The organism is Alteromonas sp. ABV2_168 (assembly GCF_056161165.1).
The window spans coordinates 124,214-141,171 of the sequence record NZ_JBSWYQ010000004.1 but is presented as its reverse complement, the minus strand read 5'-3'; the positions used below and the strand labels follow the sequence as shown (position 1 = coordinate 141,171).

General features: G+C 49.0%; 17 protein-coding genes and 1 tRNA gene. 10 read left to right on the top strand and 8 right to left on the bottom strand.

The annotated features are described in order from the left end of the window. Positions 1–1,041 (bottom strand): M14 family metallopeptidase, encoded by a 1,041-nt coding sequence (locus ACXAH4_RS08340; RefSeq protein ID WP_474881454.1) that lies wholly within the window; start codon positions 1,039–1,041, stop codon positions 1–3. A 357-nt stretch (positions 1,042–1,398) separates the two neighbouring features. Here ACXAH4_RS08340 and ACXAH4_RS08335 point away from each other — a divergent pair, with 357 nt between their 5' ends. Then, the gene (locus tag ACXAH4_RS08335) at positions 1,399–3,762 is read left to right on the top strand and encodes a zinc-dependent metalloprotease (protein WP_474881586.1); all 2,364 of its coding nucleotides are present in this window, start codon (positions 1,399–1,401) and stop codon (positions 3,760–3,762) included. A gap of 98 nt (positions 3,763–3,860) precedes the next feature. Here ACXAH4_RS08335 and ACXAH4_RS08330 read toward each other — a convergent pair whose 3' ends face one another. Both ACXAH4_RS08330 and ACXAH4_RS08325 read right to left on the bottom strand, forming a co-directional pair. Next, positions 3,861–4,985 (bottom strand): M14 family metallopeptidase, encoded by a 1,125-nt coding sequence (locus ACXAH4_RS08330; protein WP_474881453.1) that lies wholly within the window; start codon positions 4,983–4,985, stop codon positions 3,861–3,863. 10 nt (positions 4,986–4,995) lie between these two features. Beyond that, positions 4,996–5,751 (bottom strand): HesA/MoeB/ThiF family protein, encoded by a 756-nt coding sequence (locus ACXAH4_RS08325; protein WP_474881451.1) that lies wholly within the window; start codon positions 5,749–5,751, stop codon positions 4,996–4,998. A gap of 82 nt (positions 5,752–5,833) precedes the next feature. Between ACXAH4_RS08325 and moaB the strand changes: the two genes are divergently transcribed. From moaB to ACXAH4_RS08290, 7 genes are read left to right on the top strand one after another with little or no spacing between them, the layout of a single operon-like run. Next, positions 5,834–6,340 carry a molybdenum cofactor biosynthesis protein B gene (gene moaB / locus ACXAH4_RS08320; RefSeq protein ID WP_119501003.1) on the top strand — a complete coding sequence of 169 codons (507 nt, stop codon included), beginning with the start codon at positions 5,834–5,836 and terminating at the stop codon, positions 6,338–6,340. Beyond that, entirely contained in the window at positions 6,340–6,825 is a 486-nt protein-coding gene (moaC, locus tag ACXAH4_RS08315; protein ID WP_474881449.1) for a cyclic pyranopterin monophosphate synthase MoaC, read from the top strand. Before moaB ends, moaC begins: the two co-directional genes overlap by 1 nt. After that, a complete protein-coding gene (gene moaD / locus ACXAH4_RS08310; protein ID WP_474881448.1) occupies positions 6,822–7,070 on the top strand; it encodes a molybdopterin converting factor subunit 1 in 249 nt (82 codons plus the stop codon). Before moaC ends, moaD begins: the two co-directional genes overlap by 4 nt. Beyond that, entirely contained in the window at positions 7,071–7,547 is a 477-nt protein-coding gene (locus ACXAH4_RS08305) for a molybdenum cofactor biosynthesis protein MoaE (protein WP_474881446.1), read from the top strand. A gap of 41 nt (positions 7,548–7,588) precedes the next feature. Continuing rightward, positions 7,589–8,341 carry a molybdate ABC transporter substrate-binding protein gene (gene modA, locus ACXAH4_RS08300; RefSeq protein WP_474881444.1) on the top strand — a complete coding sequence of 251 codons (753 nt, stop codon included), beginning with the start codon at positions 7,589–7,591 and terminating at the stop codon, positions 8,339–8,341. 1 nt (position 8,342) lies between these two features. Continuing rightward, positions 8,343–9,008: a molybdate ABC transporter permease subunit gene (gene modB, locus ACXAH4_RS08295; RefSeq protein WP_119503374.1), complete on the top strand. Its 666-nt coding sequence runs from the start codon at positions 8,343–8,345 to the stop codon at positions 9,006–9,008. Continuing rightward, positions 8,996–10,009: an ATP-binding cassette domain-containing protein gene (locus ACXAH4_RS08290; RefSeq protein ID WP_474845632.1), complete on the top strand. Its 1,014-nt coding sequence runs from the start codon at positions 8,996–8,998 to the stop codon at positions 10,007–10,009. The genes modB and ACXAH4_RS08290 overlap by 13 nt, the downstream gene beginning before the upstream one ends. Here ACXAH4_RS08290 and hemN read toward each other — a convergent pair. From hemN to ACXAH4_RS08265, 5 genes are all read right to left on the bottom strand, one after another. Beyond that, positions 10,002–11,375: an oxygen-independent coproporphyrinogen III oxidase gene (hemN, locus tag ACXAH4_RS08285; RefSeq protein WP_474845634.1), complete on the bottom strand. Its 1,374-nt coding sequence runs from the start codon at positions 11,373–11,375 to the stop codon at positions 10,002–10,004. The genes ACXAH4_RS08290 and hemN overlap by 8 nt on opposite strands. A 133-nt stretch (positions 11,376–11,508) precedes the next feature. Continuing rightward, entirely contained in the window at positions 11,509–14,064 is a 2,556-nt protein-coding gene (locus tag ACXAH4_RS08280) for a TonB-dependent receptor (protein ID WP_474881442.1), read from the bottom strand. Positions 14,065–14,327: 263 nt separating this feature from the next. Continuing rightward, positions 14,328–14,612 (bottom strand): hypothetical protein, encoded by a 285-nt coding sequence (locus tag ACXAH4_RS08275; RefSeq protein ID WP_474851871.1) that lies wholly within the window; start codon positions 14,610–14,612, stop codon positions 14,328–14,330. A 390-nt stretch (positions 14,613–15,002) separates the two neighbouring features. After that, positions 15,003–15,398: a DUF3718 domain-containing protein gene (locus ACXAH4_RS08270; protein ID WP_474845640.1), complete on the bottom strand. Its 396-nt coding sequence runs from the start codon at positions 15,396–15,398 to the stop codon at positions 15,003–15,005. A gap of 330 nt (positions 15,399–15,728) precedes the next feature. Next, positions 15,729–16,124, bottom strand: a complete 396-nt coding sequence (locus ACXAH4_RS08265) for a DUF3718 domain-containing protein (protein ID WP_119501013.1) — start codon at positions 16,122–16,124, stop codon at positions 15,729–15,731. Positions 16,125–16,394: 270 nt separating this feature from the next. On the opposite strand from ACXAH4_RS08265, the gene ACXAH4_RS08260 reads away from it, so the two are divergent. Together ACXAH4_RS08260 and ACXAH4_RS08255 are read left to right on the top strand one after the other, a co-directional pair. Beyond that, positions 16,395–16,700 carry a 4a-hydroxytetrahydrobiopterin dehydratase gene (locus tag ACXAH4_RS08260; RefSeq protein ID WP_474881440.1) on the top strand — a complete coding sequence of 102 codons (306 nt, stop codon included), beginning with the start codon at positions 16,395–16,397 and terminating at the stop codon, positions 16,698–16,700. Between the two features lie 161 nt (positions 16,701–16,861). Continuing rightward, positions 16,862–16,938: transfer RNA gene (locus tag ACXAH4_RS08255), tRNA-Met, on the top strand. The last annotated feature ends 20 nt before the right edge of the window (positions 16,939–16,958 follow it).

Genomic DNA, 16,958 nt, shown 5'->3' with positions numbered 1-16,958 from the left:
TCAAACCTGAAAATAAAACAGGCAATCTGATTTGGCCGTTTCTGCCAGCCGGTTTACTACAATGAGCATCATGGGCATGGTCACGGTAAGACAATGGTCGTCAGCACAGAACCAGGTGCTGACTGCTTCTCTGGGGCTTCTTCCGGCGATGCGGAAATGGCTGAGTTTATGATGGTCCACCCATCCGAGTACATCGCCGGGATTGACCTGTGTAAAACTCAGACCGGATATGTCCTGCCGCAACGTGCAATTGACGCCGAACACCGGTTTATCTGAATACGTCAGCGCCGCACTTCTTCGCAGTTCAAGTCTTCGAGGCTGTTGAAGTACGTTAACCAGCTGACGGGGATGGATTGATTCGGTATGCCAGAAATGCATCAGGCCTTTGTATAACTGACTACGCTGAAGACCGGTATATTCCGCCGGTGCATAGACAGAAATGAGGGGATAATCTGCAGATAAATCCGTAATCGCACCGGTCTTGAGGGGAGACCAGAGCAGATTGCCGGAGAAAAAAGACGTCAGAGCACAGGTATCTCTGTTTTCTGTCGCCGAAATGGCAAAGGTTTCTGTGAGCACGCAGGAATCATGAATATCAACCAGCGCACCGGGTTGCCATTTTTCAATCTGGTTAAGCAGTGTATTAGCGGGATGTCCGGGCTGGCAGATGAAAGGGTCGCGAAAGCAGCGGTTGAGATCCCGCTGACCCGGTAAAAACGGATGACTGAATTGAGGAAGCAGTTTCGCTGCTTCTACCGAGATAATCACAATTTTCATGTCCGTGGCAGGTTCGCCGCCATGAATCATGGTAGCCAGTAATGTTCGTAAACTGTTGCTGTTGTCTCCGTGCAGCAGGCTGGTAATTACTCTGCAGGGTGTTTCTTTCCCCTTTTTTTCCTTCCCTTTGATGTGCAGTACTGACGGGCCGGGCAATTGAGTTATGAAATCTGTTGCAGAGGCGGGGAGCAGTGCGGTATCCACATTATAAAAGTGATAGAAGCCGTCCTGATCAGTATCGGTTTTCCGGAATGCCGCCGTCATAATTATTCCTGTATCGCCATGAGATCCGTTATTCACAGAAAGCATAGTTGCCCGTGGTTTTTATGCGTTGACGCAGATCAAGAGGAAGGATTTCTACAGAAATGGCCACCGTCCGGAAGAAATTACACCCGACATTCGTGGTAAAGGTGGGAGAGTTTAATCGCAAAACCAGCGTTATTCAGCGAGTGATCTTGCACCTTGTGAAACAATCAGGGTAGGGTAGGAAACGGAACTTCCCGTTCACTAAAACATAATAAATATAAATCCGCGCAGGCTTTTCTGCCTGTCGCAGACGTTCAGACACGACACTTGTTGAACTTATAATTTGGAGAACTCACTTTGCGCAAATCCCTCTCGATGTTGATGCTGCTTGTCAGCAGTAATCTGTGGGCTGCACTGCCGTCGGTATCTGACTTTACGAAGGATATGACCCGCAGTGATGGCTACCTGCCATTCTATTACGATGCCGGCTCAGACAAAATTTATCTGCTGGTTAATAAACCTGATACCCAAATGCTGTTGCAGACCAGTCTGCCCCAGGGGGTAGGTTCTAATGATATTGGTCTGGATCGTGGTCAGCTTGGCCTGGCTCACCTGATTGTGTTTGAACGTCACGGTAACAAAGTGCTTATGAAAGAGCTGAACACCCGTTACCGTTCAGTCTCAGATAATGCTGCCGAACTGGCCAGTATTGATGAAGCCTTTGCAGACTCCGTGCTGGCGGGTTTTACCGCAGTCGCTGAGAACGGTGACAACGTCCTGATTGATTATACGTCGTATCTGCTCAGTGACGTGCACGGTATATCAAACCGTCTTACCCGTGCGAAGCAGGGCAGTTATAAACCTGACCCGTCACGCAGTGCTGTTTTTCTTCCACGCAGCAAAGGTTTTCCAAAAAATACGGAGCTGGAGTCTATTGTTACTTTTGCAGGTACTAATCCCGGTGAGTATGTAAAACAGGTTACCCCCAGTGCGGAAAGTATCACTGTGCATTTGCATCACTCGTTTGTAGAGTTACCTGGACCGGGTTATACGCCGCGGGCATATCATCCTTTTGCAGGGTACGGTAAGCAATATTATTTCGACTACGCCACGGATATTACTGAACCTACTGAAGTAAAATACATAGCCCGTCACCGTCTGCAAAAGAAAGACATTGATGCAAAGATGAGTGAGCCGGTAGAACCTATTATTTATTACCTTGATCCCGGCATTCCGGAACCGGTAATGAGTGCGCTTAAAGAAGGTGCTAGCTGGTGGAATCAGGCTTATGAAGCTATCGGCTATAAAGATGCTTTCCAGGTAAAAGTATTGCCTGAAGGTGCCGATCCTATGGACATCCGTTACAACATGATTAACTGGGTTCATCGTGCAACCCGTGGCTGGTCATACGGTTATTCAGTGAAAGACCCCCGTACCGGTGAAATCATTAAAGGCAATGTGACGCTTGGTTCGTTGCGGGTCCGTCAGGATTTTCTGATTGCTCTGGGTATGACCAGCCCGTTTGACGGTGAGCAGACAACAGATGCCCAGAAAGAGATGGCGCTGGCCCGTATCCGTCAGTTGTCAGCTCACGAAGTGGGACACACACTGGGCCTGTCGCATAATTTTGCTGCCAGTGAAGACGGCCGGGAGTCTGTGATGGATTATCCTCATCCCCTTATCAGCGTTAAGAACGACAAAATCGTGCTGGATGACGCGTATGATACCGGTATGGGCAAGTGGGACTTCCACACGATTGCTTACGGCTACCAGGACTATGCTTCTGAGGAAGCTGAAGCTGCCGGACTGGCTGCATTAATTGAATCGGACCGTGAAAAGGGTCTCGAATTTAAAACCGACTGGGACACCCGTTCTGCTTATCACCCTTCAAGTAATGGTCATATGTGGGACAACGGCAATGATCCGCTGGATGCCTTTGATGAAATGGCCGGTATTCGCAGTCTGGCGCTGAAAAACTTTGGAATGAATTCTATTCCTGATAATGCCAGTTTGTCGTCTCTTGAAGACGTACTTGTGCCGGTTTATCTGTCTCACCGTTATCAGCTGGAAGCGGTTTCCAAGCAGATTGGCGGCCTGAATTATGAATATGAGCGCAAAGGTGATTACAGCAAACCAAAAGGTGTGAGTTTTGTTGCTGCAGAGCGTCAGAAGCGGGCACTGAAACAATTGCTTGAAGCGACGTCACCGGCTTTCCTGCGCTTACCGGATGAAGTGCTTGCCCTTATCCCGCCAACGGCATTCGGCGATGATATTACCCGTGAGCAATTCAAAAGCCGTATGGGACTGGCATTCGACCCTGTCAGTGCCGCAGAAGCCGCAGCTAACTTCAGTTACAGCCTGTTACTGCATCCTGAACGCCTGAACCGTGTCTCCTGGCAGGCCAGCCAGTCGAAAGGGATCCCTGACGTGGCAGAAATTGCCGGCCGTATTTTTGCTATGCACTGGTATGACAAAAAGCAGGCTGATTATGGTCTGAATGCCAGATTACGCATGGTGGCGCTGAACGCTGTCATTAAAGCGGCAACGGCAGATGAGCTGGCGCCGGAAGCGAAACTGGCGCTGAATGATGCGCTTATGGAGCTTGACGAGTGGCTGGATGATAAAAGTAAATTGCCGGGCTCTGAGCTGTTACATAAACAACTCGGCGTATACTTTGAAACAGGCAGCTGGCCGGGGGCATTCGAACCTAAACCTCTGCCACCCGGTTCACCCATTTAAGCGGTGTCAGCAGTCAGTTTTTCTGCTGAATAACCGGTGTAATACGGAATAAAAAAACGGCGCATCATGCGCCGTTTTTATTTGTGTTCTTTTTCTGCTCAGGCCGTAGTCAGGTAGGTATAGTTTGTAAATACCTTAAATAACTGGGTGCCGCTGAGCACCGATGCGGACGGAAAATGAAGCATAGGAATTAAATCGCAGGGGGCTTCCAGGGTAAAACAGCCGGCCTCTGTATCGAGTTCATCAATGTTGAGGACCCTCGCCATCGTGTCGCCCCGTGTGACTTTCTGACCGGGTTTAACGCAGTACTCCACCATACCGCCCCACTGGGTGAACAATGTTTTGTAGTCTCTCAGTGCCACGCCGATCCGGTTCATCACGGCTGGCTCCAGCGTAGATGCCGGTAACACGTCTTTTTGTGTCAGGTAAGTCAGAATACTCAGCGCATCCACTTTTCCTTCAGAGAACTGAATCACTTCCTGACTACCCATTTCAAGGGTGAACCCTTCCACGCCGAATGCGAAAGGCCGGCCGAACCTTGTTGTCAGTGCATCCTGCAACGTCCACCAGGGACAAAACGTGGCTTCATCCAGTGCACCGGCAAATTTGTTAGGAATAAAAATACAGTGAGGAAAGTTAAACTGGTAAGCCGCGTCTCTGGCATATTCAGGAATATAAATGTGCCTTGTGGATACCGGTCCATTGTGTAAGTCCAGCACGAAGTCAGCATTCACAGCCAGTTGCTGTAACTTCAGATTAAGTTGTTGAGCCAGCCCGAGTCCCCAGGGCGAAGCCAGCTTTTCGGCAATACATTCTGCCCAGTAATGACGGAAGTCGTTGCGGATAGTGGCTATATCCTCACTGTCCTGCACCGTTTCTGCAAACGCCAGGACCTTTTCTTCATCATAAAAATAGCCGCGGTTCCAGTTTGTACCGTTGACCGGGTCAAAGCGCCCCAGGGTGTATTCACCGGCCTTGATGTTGGTGCCAATGGGATTACAGTTCGGGACGAGAATGATTTCACCGGCAATCTGCTGATCTTTCAGTGCCTGAATTAACTGATAAATCACCACGTTGCCCTGAACTTCAGCGCCATGGATAGAGCTCTGGATATAGACTACAGGACCGGGTTTTTCTCCCGTGAAACGGTAAACAGGCACATTCATGCTGCGGCCTGAAGCATTCTGGGCAACCACCATGTGGTTTTTCGTCATTATTGTCATAACATCTCTTTTATTTTGGCTGACAAATGTCACAGTCTGGCAGCGGTGGTACGGTAAATTTTTGCCATTGAAAAGTGAGGCCGTCAAAAAGGTGAAGTTCACCGGCGGGTAATGTACCAAAACCGGTCAGTACCTGCATGGCAAGTTGCGCCTGGCAGGCACCGGTGATACTGACTACCGGAGAAAGGATACCTGCTTCGTTACAACTCAGTTCCGTCATACTGAAGCGCTTTTCTACACACTGATAGCAGGCTTTATTGCTGCCCGGAATGCTGACAAAAAGCTGACCTTCAAAACGGATGGCTGCACCGCTGACAAGGGGTTTACCATGGCGGTAACTGATTGCATTGATTTGCTTTCTGCTGGCAAGATTGTCTGTGCAGTCAATAACTATGTCATGGCTTTCTACCAGACGGCTCAGCACGTTGTCATCCGGCCTTTCGGAAACACAATGAATGACACACTCCGGCACGAGTGCAAGTAAACGTTGCCGGGCCGCTTCTGTTTTTAATTTACCGCAATCTTCTGGCGTAAACAGAATTTGTCGGGGAAGATTGTGTGCTTCCACTCTGTCATCGTCGGCCAGTGTGATTGTTCCCGCGCCGCCGGTGCACATGAGTTGGGCAACCGTATTACCCAGGCCTCCGGCGCCAAGGATTAATACTTTGCTGTTGAGCAGTTTTTCCTGACCTTCCAGGTCAAACTGTGGCAGCACGATGTGCCGGTTGTATCGCATAGCTTGAGTATGCGTTAAAGTATCTGGCATAGTAGTAAAAAATCTCTTTTCAGCGACGGTGCGGTACTAAGCGTACACGTGTATTTACCGTTGTATTTTATCAGGAAAACCCATGTCTTCAGCAGTATCTCTTAATATCGCCGTTCTTACTATCTCTGACACCCGGACAACAGACACAGACACGTCCGGTGCTTACCTCATTGAAGCTGTAGAAACAGCAGGCCATAAGCTGGCTGCGCGGGATCTGGTAAAAGATGATATTTATGCCCAGCGTGCGATTGTTTCTGCATGGATTGCCGACCCTGCTATCCATGCGATTCTGGTGACAGGTGGTACCGGCTTTACCCACAGAGATTCAACACCGGAAGCGTTGTCGGTTTTATTTGATAAAACCGTTGACGGTTTTGGCGAGCTGTTCCGTCATCTGAGTTATCAGGAAATCGGCACCTCTACCATTCAGTCCCGTGCTATTGCCGGGTTTGCCAACCGGACTGCTATTTTCTGTTTGCCGGGCAGCACCGGTGCCTGCCGCACCGCCTGGGAAGGTATTGTACGCAGTCAGCTGGATTCTGAATACCGTCCGTGTAACTTTGTAAAACACCTTACCGGTGAACTGTAATGAGCGGGTTCAGTCATTTAAATGCCAGTGGCGAAGCCAATATGGTCGACGTGTCCGGCAAGCAGGAAACTCAGCGTGAAGCGCTGGCAGAAGGCTACCTGTATGTGTCTGATGCCGTTATGACAGCCATTTCAGAGCAAACAGTGATGAAAGGCGATGTGTATGCCGTAGCCAGAGTAGCGGGCATTCAGGGCGCGAAACGTTGCGCTGATTTAATTCCGTTATGCCACCCGTTACCGCTGACCAAAGTGGACATCGGCTTTACCGCTGAGCCTGAACAAAACCGCATTCACACGACCTGCTTTTGCAAAGTCAGCGGCAAAACCGGCGTGGAAATGGAAGCACTTACCGGTGTGAATATCGCCTTACTGACATTGTTCGACATGTGCAAAGCGCTGGATCCGGCCATGCGCATTGAAGGTGTCAGAGTGTTACAAAAGCGGGGCGGTAAAACCGGTGACTGGGAGGCAGAGCAAAAGGCATGATTACCATAAAAACCTTTGCGCAGATCCGTGAAATCAGTGGCGACAGCGAGCTTTCTCTTCCCCTGCCGGAAAACTGCGCTACCGTTGCCGGTCTGAAAGCGCATCTTGCAACCCGGTCATCCGCCTGGGAGCAGGCCTTGTCGGCCGGGGTGCTCTGTGCGGTTAATCAGTCGCTGGGTGACGAAACCAGTGCGGTTAACGATGGTGACGAGGTGGCGTTTTTTCCGCCGGTGACAGGAGGCTGAATGTTTGCTGAAGTAACCACAGCCTTACTGGATGAAACGGCTTATGTTGAAAAGCTCCGTCAATCATCGCACAATGCTGGTGCAATAGTAACGTTCACCGGCCTGGTCCGTGACTATAACGCTGACGGTGAAATTGAAGGTATCAGTCTGGAGCAGTACCCCGGGATGACCGCAAGTGCCATGCAACAGCTGTTGCAACAGGCCTTAGACAGATTTGCACTGCTCAGTGCCGGTATTGTACACCGTGTCGGTTACATCGGAAATTACGAGCCGGTGGTGTGGGTAGGCTGCAGCGCCAGCCACCGTAAGGCCGCCTTCGACGGCGCAGAATTCGTTATGGATATGCTGAAAAAGTCGGTGCCGCTTTGGAAGAAAGAACATGCTGACGGAAAAACAGCATGGGTTGCCGCAAAGGCATCAGATGAAGAAGCCGCCATGAAGTGGCTCAGGAATGAAGGTTTATCAGACAATTTATGAAGAACAGGATGTGTCGGGCGTATAAAGTCTGTCTGTGTGTCATGCTACTTCTGGCAGGTAAAGGATTTGCCGCAGAGCAGGTAGTAAATATTGCCGTTGCCGCCAATTTTGCCGGGCCGGTTAAACATTTCGCCAGTGCCTTTGAAGAAAAAACCGGTATCCGTCCGGTTATAACCGTCGGTTCAAGTGGCACTTTATTTGCGCAAATCGGCCACGGTGCCCCCTTTGACGTATTTCTTTCTGCTGATGCAGCCAGACCAGAAGCGCTGGTGGCCGAAGGCAAAGCAGATAAGCAAAATCTGCGCAGTTACGCCAGAGGGCGTCTGACACTGGTAACCAGACAGTCAGCGCCGTCCGGGCTGGAAGAATTTCTGACAAGACAGTTCAACAAACCTGTTGCCATTGCCAATCCCAAACTCGCGCCTTATGGTCTGGCGGCTGAACAGGTGTTTTCCACGCTGCCTGAAAATACCGCACTTCCTTTTAAACTGGTACGTGGGAAAAGTATTTTACAAGCGTGGCAGTACTTTACTGCAGGTAATGTGGACGATGCGTTTGTGGCATGGTCACTGGTGAAAAATTCGAAAGCAAATTACTGGTTAATCCCTGCCTCCATGCACGATCCCATCGTACAAAAAATGGTGATTGTTAAACATAACCAGCACCCTTATGCCGCACGGCGGTTTATGCAATACATGATGTCACCGGCGGTGCAGAACGCGCTGGCAGACTGGGGATATCAGCCGCTAAAAGCGCGGCAAAAGAAAAACAAGGATAAAGCCGGTGAACGGTGACATGGATGCTATCTGGCTCACTCTGGAACTGGCACTGATCACCAGTCTGGTGCTGATGCTGATTGCCACGCCGTTGGCATGGAAGTTATCCCGCTGGCAGCATAAAGCAAAGAATCTGGTTCTTGCTGTGGTGGCGCTGCCACTGGTGTTGCCGCCCACTGTGCTGGGTTTTTATCTGCTGGTGGTGTTTTCCCCGGATGCACTTGCAGGGCAATTATGGCAGGCCGTAACCGGTCAGCAGCTGGCCTTTTCTTTTTCCGGACTGGTGCTGGGGTCGGTGATTTATTCACTGCCCTTTGCCGTACAGCCTCTTTATGCCAGTTTTATTCAGCTGGACAGTCGTTATATCGATGTAGCCCGCACCATGGGAATGTCCAAATGGTCACGTTTCCGTCGCATCATTATGCCTATCTGTAAACCCGCCTTTATCGTTGCACTTGGATTAAGTTTCGCCCACACCATCGGTGAATTTGGTGTGGTGCTGATGATAGGCGGCAATATTCCGGGTGAAACTCAGGTACTGTCTATTGCGTTGTTTGAGCATGTGGAGGCACTTGAATACGGTCAGGCTCATGCGCTTGCTCTTGGCTTGCTGGTCTTTTCCTTCCTGCTGATGGCGCTGCTTTACCGCTATAACCGAAACGGAGTGTCGTCATGGAAGTCGTAGTGCAGGCAGCATGGGAAAATCTGCAACTCAATGCCAGTATTCAGTTACCGGCAACGGCACAATTTATTGGCCTGAGCGGACCATCCGGCGCCGGTAAATCAACATTACTGCGTTGCCTGGCCGGACTTACCGGTTCTGCAAAAGTCACCGGGCAGTGGGAAAATAGTCGCATTGCCAGGGTCCGCACAGGGCTCGTGTTTCAGGACAGTCTGTTATTCCCCCATTTATCAGTGGGGCAGAATTTACTGCTGGCGGCAGATTTTGCAAAACAGCAGACCTATCACTTTGACGAGGTGGTTCTGGGGTGTAAATGTAATCACCTGATGACACGTATGCCCGATACACTCTCGGGAGGCGAAGCGCAGCGGGTAGCCATTGCCAGAGCCATTTTAAATTCACCGCAAATCCTGTTACTGGATGAACCGGTGAGCGCGCTGGATAATACGTTAAAACACGATGTGCTTAAGTATTTAACAAAGCTGGCCCGCAGCGGTCTGAAAATGCTGATGGTGTCCCACGACCTCCGTGAACTGGCTTTGTACAGTGAATACATGGCATGGATGGAGCAGGGCAGTATTGTCCATCAGGGCGCATCAAATGATGTGCTGGCACAGTTAACTCCGTCTATGCCAAATTTCGAACAGCAGTTCAGTGTGCTTAAAGGCGCACTAAAAGCACATCTGCCTGAGCAAGCTTGTTATGCCATAGAATGCGAAGGGCATACGCTCTATGCACGCCATCCTGTGGTCAGTAAGGAACAGGCCATGCTGACCATCGACGCCAGGGATGTCAGTATCGACCGGCAGGAAGCCAATGCCTCTTCCATTGTCAACGCCTTGCCCTGTGTCATTGAGTCCGTGTCTGAAAGCCGGGCCGGGCAGGTGATGATAAATCTGATGTGTGGCCGCAGCAGATTGTTTGCGCTGATCAGCCAGTTGTCCCAGGAACGGTTACAGTTCCGTGAAGGAGAAACTGTTACCGCCAGGTTTAAACTCAGATAACTCTGGAATACCGGTGCTGAATTGCGGCGCTGCCTTTAAGGTAAGCGTCGAAGGTCATACAGATGATGCGGATAAACAGTCTTGCTGACGGAAATACCTCGATACCCGTTCCGGTTACCTGTAATAAACCATCTTCTTCAAATTCTCTCAGTGCCGCAAGTTCCGGCTTAAAATGATGGCGGAACTGAATACCGAAAAGCGCCTCTGTTGCAGAAAAATCCACGGAAAGATTGCACATTAATTGTTGGATAACGTAGCGTCTGAGCAGATCTGAGGGCGACAGAAACACCCCTTTTTCTGCAATTTCTTCATTGCTATCAAGTTTGCCGTAATAGTCATTCAGGGTTTTCGGGTTTTGCAGATAAGCATTGCCTGCGGCACTGATAGAGGAAACACCCAGCCCCAGTAAATCCAGGTCCCCCCGAGTGGTGTAGCCCTGAAAATTCCGGTGCAATTTTTTATTACGTTGCGCTTCAGCCAGTTCGTCAGATGGCAGGGCGAAATGGTCCATGCCAATCATTTCATAACCTGCCTGTGTAAGGCTGGTGATGGCTTGTTTCATGAGCCCTGTTTTTACCTGGGCAGAGGGCAGCCACTCATCTTTTATTTTGCGCTGGGCAGCAAACCGCTCAGGCAGATGGGCGTAGCTGAACATGGAAATCCGCTCCGGCGTCATCGCCTTTACCGCTGCCAGTGTAGAAGCAAAGGTATCTGCTGTCTGGTGAGGCAGGCCGTAAATCAGATCCAGATTAACAGATTTAAATCCGGCGGAACGGGCGCAATCTACCAGCGTGGCGATATGGGATGTGCTCTGAACCCGGTTTATCGCTTCCTGCACACGGTAATCGGTATCCTGTACGCCAATACTCAGGCGGTTATAGCCTAAAGAGGACAGGTGTCGCAAATAAGCAGGCGTGGTACGGCGGGGATCGATTTCAATACTCATTTCTGCATCGCTGACCACATCAAAAGCCGATGTAAGCATGCCTGCCAGGCGTGTTTGTTGCTGCTCTGTGAGGAACCCCGGCGTGCCGCCTCCTAAGTGTATTTGCTCCGCTTTACGGTGCCGGAAAGCAGGCGCGCGCCGTTGAATTTCTTTTTCCAGATAATCCAGATAACGATCTGCTTTTTCCTGATGTCTGGTCACAATTTTATTGCAGCCGCAGTAATAACAGAGGCTGTGGCAGAAAGGAATATGTACATACAGTGAAACGCCGCTGGCCTGAGTGACACTCAGTGCTTTTTCCAGAGGCGCTGGTTCAGATAACCCGGAAAACGTTAACGCGGTTGGGTAAGAGGTATAGCGCGGCCCGTTAATATTGTATTTCTTCAGGCGTGCGGGATCGAATAATTCGTTTGCTGACATGGTTATTCCGGCTTGAGTAGAATGCACGGAAAGTATAATCAGCAGACAAAGAGGTGTTGTTGATCTACTTCAAGTTTTCGCCAGCCAGTTTTGTATAACGCAACCGGCCGGCGTTTACTCTTCGAAATGACAATCAGAACTCGCGGGTAACAGTCACACCCCAGGAGAGCGGCTGGCCGGGATAAGCCATAAGCTTGCCGGCCTGAACAGGTACATCGAAACCGTTTCTGGCGATGTACTCTTTATTTGTCAGGTTCCTGCCCCATAACGTGATGCGTGTATCCCACTGCGGGACTGACAGTTCAACCCGTGCGTTCACCAGGGCATAACTGCTGCTGTGTTTATACGGATCGTTAGTATCATCAAGGAACAAGTCTCCCGTATATTGATAATCTGCAGCCATGACAACCGGATACCCGCCTGCCATTAATGTGTGTTGCAACGTCAGGCTGGCAGAGGTTTCCGGTTCAAACCCCAGGCGATCACCGGTTCTGGAGCAGTAGGGTGTATCTGCAAAAGGCCGGCCGGGATCATCCGTCCCGGTATGCCAGGGATAAGCAACCTGGCAGGTGCCTTTTTCAAAATCGTCAAAACCGGTAAGGGTACGGGCAAGGGTCAGGCCGGCACGGGTATCGGAAACAGGAAACCAGACAATTTCAAGTTCATACCCTTTGGTATGTAAGTCGCCGGCATTTTGTAAATTAAAACCAAGACCGGTAAAAGTCGAGGCCTGAAAATCTTTGATTTGGGTATAATGCAGTGCACCGTTAATACGCAGGTTTTGCCCCGGAAATTGCTTTTTCACACCCAGTTCGTAAGCGGTGGCTTTTTCAGCGTTAAATTGGGGGCTTAACCCTTCGGCAATACGATCTGTATTCATGCCTCCCGATTTAAACCCTGTGCTGGTACTGGCATACCAGAGGCTATTGTTATCTGGTTGCCAGCTTACTTTCAGCGTCCCTGTAAGTTGTCCGTCGTTACGTTTTTCATCCAGATCACTGCGGGGAAGTACCGATGCTGAACCGAGAAAATAATAGCCCCAGCCCGCCTGAGTAAAAGGAAGTAGCGCACTGAGTTGCGTGTAATCAGGGGGATTGCCGGTTGCCAGGCTCTGAGCAAAAGAGCCAAGGGCGACAGCGGCACTCAGCGGATCAGGAATGTTTTCAGTACCTGTTGGTAATCCGTCAATGTCAGGACCCTGTTCATCAAAGCGGGCGGTCAATGTTTTATCCTCGCGGGTGTATCGTAATCCGGCGGTGAGGGTAAATTCTTCAGCAAATTGCCAGTCAGTCTGGCTGAATACGGCCAGGCTGTCCTGCTGCTGATAAGCATTGTGGGCAAACTGAGTCTGGCCGGGCGTGGCTGATGCAACAGCGGGGACAAGGCCGGATGTTGCTGCACTCAGGGCATTTACGCCGTCAGTCAGGGGTTGCAGTTCAGCCGCAGACGCTGTGAAAAATGCCGGAAATGCGTCACCGGTGGTGATAGCAAAATCCAGGTCAAGGTTCTGGCTGAAATACCACAATCCGGCGATGGTAGTGACATGCTCACTGGACCAGGTTGCCCGCAACTCCTGGGAAAACGCCTGTTGTCGGGCGTTATTGGTAGTGGAAAGCAAGTCTGCATCAGTAAAATCTGTATCTGTCTGGTCGAAGCTGTCAAAGCCACGCCAGGCTGTGATGGAGGTGAGCAATAATGCGGGGGATGTTTGCCAGTTTATTTCTGCAGAAAGCCCCTTGTCCTGCATGCGGGATTCGGGCAGGGAGCTGAGTGCCGTGGTATAGCGGTAAAACTCATCACCGGTAAATAAGGTGGCATTGAACGGTGGCATCATAAGCAAGGTGTCTGTTCCGTATTTCCCTTCGACACCGTTTGCTTGCCGGTTATCCTGCAACGTTAATGCGCCGCAACAATGTTCATCGAGTTCTGCGTAATCGGCAATTATCCGCACTGATACGTCGTCTGACGGCGTATACAGGGTTTGAAGACGCACACCGGAACGGTTCCTGTCATTAATTGTGTCGTCACCATAGCCTGTGTCATCAATCCATCCATCCCTGCGCGTACTGAAGCCTGATACTCTGGCAGCCAGTTTATTATCAATTACATTAATTGACGTTGCTCCGCTTAGCCGGATCAAATCATCATTGCCGGCGGTTACTGTAATAAAACCATTGCCGGTTTCAAAATCAGGTTGTCGCGTTCTGAAAACCACTGCACCAGCCGGTGTATTTTTACCGAAAAGTGAGCCCTGAGGGCCGCGAAGAATTTCTACAGTATCAATATCGACTAAATCATTGATCACCGCATTCTGACGAGACCGGTAGACGCCATCTACATAGAGACCGGTAGAAGACTCAAAACCGTAATTCTGCGAAGAGGTACCAATTCCCCGAATGGAAAAACTGGAGTTGACCGCACTTTGACTTTGAAAGGCAGAAAAAGCGGGTACATAACCCTGAATGTCGAAAACGTCCATTGATGCTGTTTCATTAATCATCTTTCCGGTGATGGCAGACATGGCAACAGGCACATCCTGCATATCCCGCGGGCGCTTCTGAGCGGTAACTTCAATATGTTCAAGTTTGGTCGGAGAAGGATCTTGCCGGGCAATACTTTGAAAAGAGGTGATTAAGGCGGTACTGATCAGAGAAAAATAAAACAACCTGCCTGTTGAGCTGTGCGACATGAACAATTCCTGTTTCTTATTTTGTCCGGTCCTTCGCTGCGATGAATAGGTTTTTCAGACTCCTTTTGAAAAACGGCCATTATTCTGCCCGAATAATCAGCAACTTTCATGACAATTTTATAAAAACAGAAACAGGTATGAGCAGGGCGGGAGGAACTATATACGGATAGCACAAAAAATTGCGGCCCGTAAAACGGGCCGCGGAGATGCAGATGTTACTCTGCTTACCATGTTGAAAGGTTCAACACCTTCCCTGGTGCATGTTACGGGTTAGCCGCAACAAGATGGTCTGGTAAATTTTTTAAAAGAAGTGTCTTTTTGTTTTCCTGCAGGGAGCTGAAGATGTCTGCAGTTTGTTGTTCTTCTACGGCTGCCGCCGTCAGAATAGTTTTGTCTAAGGACTTACCTGCGCGAACTTTCTTTTTCACTGAAATCTCTGCAACACCGGAAGCCGCTGCTACGGAGGCTGTTTCGCTAGTGCCGGCCAGAACAACATTGCTGGAAGCCAGCAGAGATAAACCGATTAGTGTTGCTTTGATAGTTTTCATTCTGTTTATCCTGTTTAAAAAACAGGGCGCCGGAAGCGCCCGCAATGATGTTGTTTGTTCGCTATCTATTAAAGGCGATAATGACGCCGTTAGATACGCCCGGGCTGATACTTGGGTATGTGATAAAATACGATAAATTTGGTATCTATATATTTTACAACTAGTTACGTCATTTTGGTGGGTGTATTTTCTCCCGGAAATTGTTGTTTTTACCCTGTGACCAGCTTTAACCAGCTATTTCGTATTTTCAACTATAACTTTTATGATGGGGTGAATTTTTCTTATTTATCAATTCTATAAAAGAAAAAAGCGACGTTCCCGTCGCTTTTTAGAGTGCAGGCGTTAACCTGCTACCATGTTGAAATGGTATCTTCTGTTTCGTCTTAATCCTTAGAGGCGCTTAGACAAAACATCCGCGATAGGGCTGCCCTGGTTACCAGTTTCGTTTACCCAGGCCTGAAGGGTTTTGCCATCAGCTTCCGGTGCACTCAGGTCGCTCTTGGGCATTTTCTTCACCAGCAAGGTGCCGGTTTCTACTGCGTTGCTGCTGATGGCAGTACGGATAAGGCTGTTGCCACCACAGCTGATGCCAGAGTAGTAATCACGCAGCTTCAGGCGGTAATCAGATTCTACCAGACGAATTTTCTTACGCAGCTCACCTTTATCGTCAGCTTGTACAATAGTGCAAATGTTAGCCAGATCATCATTGATGTCCGCTTGCGCTACGCCAGTAAAACCTAAACCCATTGTTGCTACGATGAGAGAAGTCTTAACAATTTTCAACATGGTTAATTCCTCAGAAATAAAATTAAAAAGTGGTGTTGTTTGTTCGGGTTTAATTAAACTAAATTAATGCAGAATGAAAAATAGCAGGATGAATACTAAGGTATGCCGTGAAATACATTAACCTGATTATTGTTAGATAAGTAATTGTATTTGTTTGCTTAATTATCTTTTTGGGGTCTGGCATTTTAATGTTTTTATCTCAGAGCATCAGCGAAAAAGACCTGGCCGGATTTAAGACGAAAAAAAGCGGCGTTTCCGCCGCTTCTTAAGTGCAGGCTTTCGCCTGCTACCATGTTGAAATGGTACTTTAAATTTTTAGTCGTAATAAAATTACAGACGCTTAGCCAGTTCGTCAGCGATAGGGCTGCCCTGGTTACCAGTTTCGTTAACCCATGCCTGCAACGTTTTGCCATCAGCTTCCGGCGCTCCCAAGTCACTCTTAGGCATTTTCTTAACCAGTAGCGTACCAGTTTCTACTGCGTTACTGCTGATGGCAGTACGGATAAGGCTGTTGCCACCACAGCTGATGCCAGTGTAATAGTCGCGCAGTTTCAAACGGTAGTCAGATTCTACCAGACGAATTTTCTTACGTAGTTCACCTTTGTCGTCAGCCTGAACGATTGTGCAGATGTTAGCTAAGTCGTCGTTGATATCAGCCTGAGCTGCGCCAGCGAAAGTTAAACCCAGAGTTGCAGCGATGATAGAAGTCTTAACAATTTTCAACATGGTTAAATCCTCGAAGTAGTTAAAAGTTTATGTTGTGTTGTTTGTTCGGGACCTATTAAACAAAAGTTGAAGAGGAAGAAAAATACCAGGGGATAAACATGGGTATTTGAACTGATACCTAACTGAAGGGGACTTGTAAAGTTTGCAGCCCGGACTGGGCTTCACTTTCTGCCGACGAAAACTTGAAGAGTGAATCCGCTAAGGACAAAGTAAGCGTAATAACTATATAAACAGATTTACACTTCTAATAATGAAAGCAGGAGCAATGACATGACAGAAAAGCTAGATGATCAGGCGATTGCCGCAGCGCTCACGGAATTGAACGAAGGTTTAGCAGAAGATAAGCAGTGGGTTTTAAAAGAAGGGAAGTTGACGAAGCGATTTGCTTTCAGAAACTTTATCCGCGCCTTTGGCTGGATGTCTCAGGCTGCCATATGGGCTGAAAAACTACGCCATCACCCGGAATGGTTTAATGTTTACAATAAAGTAGATGTTGCATTGACGACCCATGATGCAGGTGGAATTACTGAGCTGGACTTCAAATTAGCTACCAAAATGGAGAGTCTTTTACAGTAATTTGTATGCGGTTTGAGCGGTCTGCCGGAATATTGTCCGAACAGTCAAAAAATTGCAATATTCTTACTTCTATCCCTTGCCAAGGATTAATGCCTATGTATAATACGCACCACTCAACGGCAGGGGGCTTTCAAACAGCCAACAGCCGGTAAGTAAACGGACGCGGGATGGAGCAGTCTGGTAGCTCGTCGGGCTCATAACCCGAAGGTCGTTGGTTCAAATCCAGCTCCCGCAACCACTTTACTTCTTTGAGAGCAC

Bases quoted from the DNA above. Each gene is read 5' to 3' on its own strand.
- ACXAH4_RS08340 (WP_474881454.1), bottom strand. From the start codon at position 1,041: ATGACGGCGGCATTCCGGAAAACCGATACTGATCAGGACGGCTTCTAT.
- ACXAH4_RS08335 (WP_474881586.1), top strand. From the start codon at position 1,399: ATGTTGATGCTGCTTGTCAGCAGTAATCTGTGGGCTGCACTGCCGTCG.
- ACXAH4_RS08330 (WP_474881453.1), bottom strand. From the start codon at position 4,985: ATGACAATAATGACGAAAAACCACATGGTGGTTGCCCAGAATGCTTCA.
- ACXAH4_RS08325 (WP_474881451.1), bottom strand. From the start codon at position 5,751: ATGCCAGATACTTTAACGCATACTCAAGCTATGCGATACAACCGGCAC.
- moaB (WP_119501003.1), top strand. From the start codon at position 5,834: ATGTCTTCAGCAGTATCTCTTAATATCGCCGTTCTTACTATCTCTGAC.
- moaC (WP_474881449.1), top strand. From the start codon at position 6,340: ATGAGCGGGTTCAGTCATTTAAATGCCAGTGGCGAAGCCAATATGGTC.
- moaD (WP_474881448.1), top strand. From the start codon at position 6,822: ATGATTACCATAAAAACCTTTGCGCAGATCCGTGAAATCAGTGGCGAC.
- ACXAH4_RS08305 (WP_474881446.1), top strand. From the start codon at position 7,071: ATGTTTGCTGAAGTAACCACAGCCTTACTGGATGAAACGGCTTATGTT.
- modA (WP_474881444.1), top strand. From the start codon at position 7,589: ATGCTACTTCTGGCAGGTAAAGGATTTGCCGCAGAGCAGGTAGTAAAT.
- modB (WP_119503374.1), top strand. From the start codon at position 8,343: ATGGATGCTATCTGGCTCACTCTGGAACTGGCACTGATCACCAGTCTG.
- ACXAH4_RS08290 (WP_474845632.1), top strand. From the start codon at position 8,996: ATGGAAGTCGTAGTGCAGGCAGCATGGGAAAATCTGCAACTCAATGCC.
- hemN (WP_474845634.1), bottom strand. From the start codon at position 11,375: ATGTCAGCAAACGAATTATTCGATCCCGCACGCCTGAAGAAATACAAT.
- ACXAH4_RS08280 (WP_474881442.1), bottom strand. From the start codon at position 14,064: ATGTCGCACAGCTCAACAGGCAGGTTGTTTTATTTTTCTCTGATCAGT.
- ACXAH4_RS08275 (WP_474851871.1), bottom strand. From the start codon at position 14,612: ATGAAAACTATCAAAGCAACACTAATCGGTTTATCTCTGCTGGCTTCC.
- ACXAH4_RS08270 (WP_474845640.1), bottom strand. From the start codon at position 15,398: ATGTTGAAAATTGTTAAGACTTCTCTCATCGTAGCAACAATGGGTTTA.
- ACXAH4_RS08265 (WP_119501013.1), bottom strand. From the start codon at position 16,124: ATGTTGAAAATTGTTAAGACTTCTATCATCGCTGCAACTCTGGGTTTA.
- ACXAH4_RS08260 (WP_474881440.1), top strand. From the start codon at position 16,395: ATGACAGAAAAGCTAGATGATCAGGCGATTGCCGCAGCGCTCACGGAA.